The organism is Allobosea sp. 05T422_2 (assembly GCF_056396265.1).
In genome coordinates this window covers 1-3581 of record NZ_JBFTLD010000410.1, presented here as the reverse complement: position 1 = coordinate 3581, position 3581 = coordinate 1, and the positions used below count along the sequence as shown (strand labels likewise).

Annotated in this window: 3 protein-coding genes; 2 read left to right on the top strand and 1 reads right to left on the bottom strand. The window is 64.0% G+C overall.

All coding sequences use genetic code 11. The features are described 5' to 3' along the window. Window positions 1-329: 329 nt before the first annotated feature. A complete protein-coding gene (locus AC1DJT_RS35170) occupies window positions 330-1208 on the bottom strand; it encodes an ATP-binding protein (protein WP_441489707.1) in 879 nt (292 codons plus the stop codon). A 383-nt stretch (window positions 1209-1591) separates the two neighbouring features. Between AC1DJT_RS35170 and yajC the strand changes: the two genes are divergently transcribed. After that, entirely contained in the window at window positions 1592-1867 is a 276-nt protein-coding gene (gene yajC, locus AC1DJT_RS35165; protein ID WP_441490031.1) for a preprotein translocase subunit YajC, read from the top strand. 54 nt (window positions 1868-1921) lie between these two features. Further along, complete coding sequence (gene secD, locus AC1DJT_RS35160) at window positions 1922-3532, top strand: protein translocase subunit SecD (protein WP_441505973.1); 1611 nt, start codon at window positions 1922-1924, stop codon at window positions 3530-3532. The last annotated feature ends 49 nt before the right edge of the window (window positions 3533-3581 follow it).

Sequence of the window (3581 nt, the reverse complement as noted above, 5' to 3'; positions counted from 1 at the left end):
GTTCCCTACCTGAACAACTGATCCAGAATTGGTCTGACGCCGCCTCAGGGTTTGAGCTCTCACTTCCGTCCGGAGACACGCAGAAGCATTCACCTTCGATCAGTTCCCGCGAGACCCCGCTGATCGAAACAAGGCGGGACGGTCCCAGGAAAGGCCGTCCCGCCGTTTTCATTCTGTGGCTCGGCCTACGCCCCCATGGCGCCGAACATCCGGCCCGAGCCTGGCGACGCTGCCAGATTGAATCCGGAACGCCGTCTATCCACCGGAGAACACCGGCTTATTTCCATCAGGCCGCGGGCATGCCGCCCGCGGCGATGGTCTTGCGCGGCTCAGCCGTCGAGCCGTTGGCCGAGCCGGCCCGCCAGGTCCTGGATGTACTGCCAGGCGGTGCGCCCCGAACGCGATCCGCGTGTGGTCGCCCATTCCAGCGCTTCGCGACGAAGCTCATCGGGTGCGATCGTCAGGCTGAAATGGCTGACATAGCCGTTGATCATCTCCAGGTACTCGTCCTGGCTGCACTTGTGGAAGCCGAGCCAGAGGCCGAAGCGGTCCGAGAGCGAGACCTTCTCCTCGACGGCCTCGCCGGGGTTGATCGCCGTCGAGCGCTCGTTCTCCATCATGTCGCGCGGCAGCAGGTGGCGACGGTTCGAGGTGGCGTAGAATACGACATTGTCCGGGCGGCCCTCGACGCCACCGTCCAGCGCCGCTTTGAGCGACTTGTAGGAGGTGTCCTGGCCATCGAAGGAGAGGTCGTCGCAGAAGACGATGGCGCGGTGCTTGTCCTGCCGCAGCATGGCCATCAGAGCCGGCAGGCTCTCGATGTCCTCACGGTGGATCTCGATCAGTTTCAGGGGCAGGGCCTTGCCGGCTAGGCGCTTGTTGGTGTCGGCATGGACCGACTTGACCAGCGACGACTTGCCCATGCCTCGCGCGCCCCAGAGCAATACGTTGTTGGCAGGCAGTCCATGGGCGAAGCGCTCCGTGTTCTCTGCCAGCGTGTCTCGGACCCGGTCGACGCCACGCAGCAGCGAGAGTTCGACCCGGTTGACCCTCGCGACGGGAGCCAGGTCCGCCGCCGCCGGATGCCAGACGAAGGCGTCGGCGGCAGTGAGGTCCGCTGCCCTTCGCGCCGGCGGCGCGAGGCGCTCCAGCGCCGAGGCGATGCGGAGGAGAGTTTCGAGGTTCAGATCGGGAGAGCCGGTGGTCATCGGGACAAAGCCTATCGCGCGAGCGGTGTTCAAGCTGAGACGTCGAGCCAGGCGACCCAGGGGAGGCGCGGCTCAATGTTCGGGGTTTCCTGTCAGAGAGCCATGACAGCCATTCTTCGGAACGAACTCTATGGAATATGCCAAGCTGAATCGGACAAGGCCATTGCGCGCATGCCGGCAAGCTCATAGGTGAAGCGACGCGGTCGGTTCGTCGCCGCGCCAACAATTGATTTAACGGCGTCTCTGGCTATAGTCCGCGCGATTTTTGACCTGACGAAGCCGCAACCGCATCGACGGCAGGCGCGCCCGCGCCGCCGCTGTGAAGGAGCCTTTTTGTGATTACCCCTGCATTTGCCCAAGGTATCGGCGGCGGAACGCCCGAAATGCTGATGAGCTTCGTTCCGTTCGTGCTGATCTTCGTGATCATGTGGTTCCTGATCATCCGCCCGCAGCAGAAGCGGGTGAAGACGCATCAGGAGATGATCAAGAACGTGCGGCGTGGTGACACGGTCGTGACCTCGGGCGGTATCGTGGCCAAGGTCTCGAAGGTGATCGACGACGGCGAGATCGAGGCCGAGATTGCCGATGGCGTTCGCGTCCGGCTGGTCAAGGGCATGATCCAGGACGTCCGCTCCAAGAGCGAGCCGGTCAAGAGCTGAATGGCGTCCCGGCCCTGACAGGGTCGGCGCGCGACAACAAGGCTGTTCACGCAGATGCTTCGTTTCCAGGCCCGCAAGGTCATCGCGGTTCTCCTCGTCCTGCTCTTCGGTTGCGGGCTGGCTTTGCCGAACCTGTTTTCGCCCGAGACCCGAAAGGCGATCGAGCAGGGCGCCCCGTCCTGGATTCCGCGGTTCCTGCTGCCGATCCATGCCGTGACGCTTGGCCTCGATCTGCAGGGCGGCTCGCATGTTCTGCTTGAAATCGACAGGGCGGACCTGATCAAGACGCAGGTGACGCAGCTTCGCGACGATATGCGGCGCATCCTGCGCGAGGAGCGCATCGCCTTTCAGGGCGGTATCGGCCTGACCGCGCGTGGCGTGCAGGTGCGTGTGCCGGAGGCAAGCGACCGTGCCAAGCTGATGCCGAAGCTTCGCGAGCTGGCGCAACCGGTCGGTACGCTCGGCGCCTTCGGTCCTTCGGGCACCCAGTCGATCGAGGTCTCCGAGCAGCCTGACGGCCTCGTTCAGCTCCAGCTGACAGAGGCGGGGGCCAATGAGCGCGTGCGTCGTGCCGTCGAGCAGGCCATGGAAGTGTTACGCCGACGCGTCGACGCGCTCGGCACCACCGAACCAAATATCCAGCGCCAGGGACTTGATCGCATTCTTGTCCAGGTACCGGGCCTGCAGGACCCGCAACGGCTGAAGCACATCCTTGGCGACACCGCCAAACTGCAGTTCCGCATGGTCGCCGACCAGAACAGCGGTGATGTCGACATGCTGCCCTCGCAGGACGCCGGCGGTCAGCTTGTGCCGGTGAGCCGTCAGGTCATCGTGGAGGGCGAAGACCTGATCGACGCGCAGCCTGCCTTCGACCAGCGCACTAGCCAGCCAATCGTCAATTTCCGCTTCAATATCCGTGGCGCCCAGCGCTTTGGCCAGGCGACGACCGAGAATCTCGGGCGGGCGCTGGCAATCGTGCTCGACAACAAGGTGATCTCGGCCCCGGTCATCCAGTCGCCGATTACCGGCGGCTCTGGCCAGATCTCTGGCAATTTCACGGTTGAGTCCGTGAACAACCTGGCGATCCTGCTGCGCGCCGGCGCCCTGCCGGCCAAGATGACGATCGTCGAGGAGCGCACCGTCGGCCCGGGCCTTGGTCAGGACTCGATCCAGGCGGGCAAGATGGCGACGCTGATCGCGACCGCGCTCGTGATCCTCTACATGGTCCTGACCTATGGGGTCTTCGGGGTCATCGCGAGCGTGGCGCTGCTCGTCCATGTCTGCCTGATCTTCGGACTGATGTCGTTGCTCGGGGCAACCATGACCTTGCCGGGCATCGCCGGCATCGTGCTCACCATTGGCACGGCGGTCGATTCCAACGTGCTGATCTATGAGCGCATGCGCGAGGAATCGCATATGGGCCGCTCATTGGTCTCGGCGCTCGAAGCTGGGTTCCAACGAGCCTTTGCGACGATCATCGACTCGAACGTCACCATGCTGATCGCAGCGGTCGCGCTGTTCTCACTGGGTTCGGGACCGGTGCGCGGTTTCGCCGTGGTCTTCATCCTGGGCATTCTGACGACCGTGATCACGGCCGTGACGCTGACGAGGATGCTGATCGCGCTGTGGTATCGCTGGGCTCGGCCCAAGGCCCTTCCGTTCTGACGCTGCCGACCCGACAGGAGATACGCGCATGCGTCTGCTTCGTCTGCTT

Bases quoted from the DNA above. Each gene is read 5' to 3' on its own strand.
- AC1DJT_RS35170 (WP_441489707.1), bottom strand. From the start codon at position 1,208: ATGACCACCGGCTCTCCCGATCTGAACCTCGAAACTCTCCTCCGCATC.
- yajC (WP_441490031.1), top strand. From the start codon at position 1,592: ATGCTGATGAGCTTCGTTCCGTTCGTGCTGATCTTCGTGATCATGTGG.
- secD (WP_441505973.1), top strand. From the start codon at position 1,922: ATGCTTCGTTTCCAGGCCCGCAAGGTCATCGCGGTTCTCCTCGTCCTG.